At 62.1% G+C, this 1,108-nt stretch carries 1 protein-coding gene; it reads right to left on the bottom strand.

The genetic code is table 11. The annotated features are described in order from the left end of the window. Nucleotides 1-4: 4 nt before the first annotated feature. Nucleotides 5-1,039 (bottom strand): IS630 family transposase, encoded by a 1,035-nt coding sequence (locus AC07UK_RS38790; RefSeq protein ID WP_029307886.1) that lies wholly within the window; start codon nt 1,037-1,039, stop codon nt 5-7. Nucleotides 1,040-1,108: the final 69 nt, after the last annotated feature.

The following is a 1,108-nucleotide window of genomic DNA, read 5'->3' as shown; positions in this document are numbered from 1 at the left end:
TTACTCAGCAGTCCCAAATATATGCGACAGATGGGACATCGAAGAATGATCGAACCAGGCTCCGCTTTCTCTGCAGCCCGCGCAGTTGTTGCTCGACGCGAATCTCCAACTTCTCGCCTGCGCGCAGCGGGTTGCGCGCCACGCCGGTGCGCTTGATGTGACTCCACACCAGCTCGTCCGGATTGAGGTCCGGCGCGTAGCCTGGCAGGAAGTGCAACGTCAATCTGCCGCCAGTGGATTCGACGTATTCGCGCACGCTTGCCTTCTTATGGGCCGGCAAGCCGTCAACGACAAGATGCACCGGCTTGCGCCGGCCCTTCATCATCTTCTTGAGCAATTCGACGAACAGTTCCGCGGTGAGCGCTCCCTTGTACGTCGCGAACCAGAAGCCGCCCAAGGCGTTGACCGCCGAAGCTGCCGAAACTGACTGGCGCTGGCCGGGCCGCTCGATCACCGGGCTCTGCCCTTTGAGCGCCCACGTCTTGCCGTGCACCGTGTCAGCGCGGAAGCCGGATTCGTCCCAGAAGTAGATTTCGGCCCCGCTGCGCCGGGCAGTTGACGCAATGTCGGGATAGGTCTCACGCTGCCAGCGCTCGATCGCCTGAGGATCGCGCTGGTAGGCGCGCTGCAGTGGCTTTTGCGGCGTCAGGCCCAAACGCGCCAGCAATCTCCCCACCGCCGTCAGCCCCATGCGCACACCAAACTTCTGGTCAATCAAGGTGGCCACGATTTGTCGCGTCCACAGCCCGAAGTCCAGTCCGTATTGCCTGGGATCCTTGCCGTTGATCCAGCGCAACACCTGCGCTTGCTGGCGCGCTGTGAGCTTGGCCGGTCGGCCGGTTGCCCGCCGCGCGGCCAGCGCGCGTTCCCCCTTTCCGCGTCCGCAGGCAGCTTTGATCCACCGGTAGATCGAGGTGCGATTCATCCCCAGCGACTTCACCACCTCCGACGGCTTCTCGCCTTCCCTCACTCGGCGCAACGCCAGCAACCGAAATTCCTCCTGCGTCGCCCGATCCAGTTTGCGGCCATCTCGTTTCATGCCTCATGAGACTACCGTCGATCCCTTGCGTTCAACTTTTGTCGCTTTATTTAGGGACTGGTCAGTAAT

The organism is Cupriavidus sp. GW821-FHT07C08 (assembly GCF_059419025.1).
This window is presented reverse-complemented; position numbering and strand designations above follow the sequence as displayed.

What these genes read in the sequence shown, in the direction of transcription:
- AC07UK_RS38790 (WP_029307886.1), bottom strand. Translation starts at nt 1,039, where the DNA reads ATGAAACGAGATGGCCGCAAACTGGATCGGGCGACGCAGGAGGAATTT.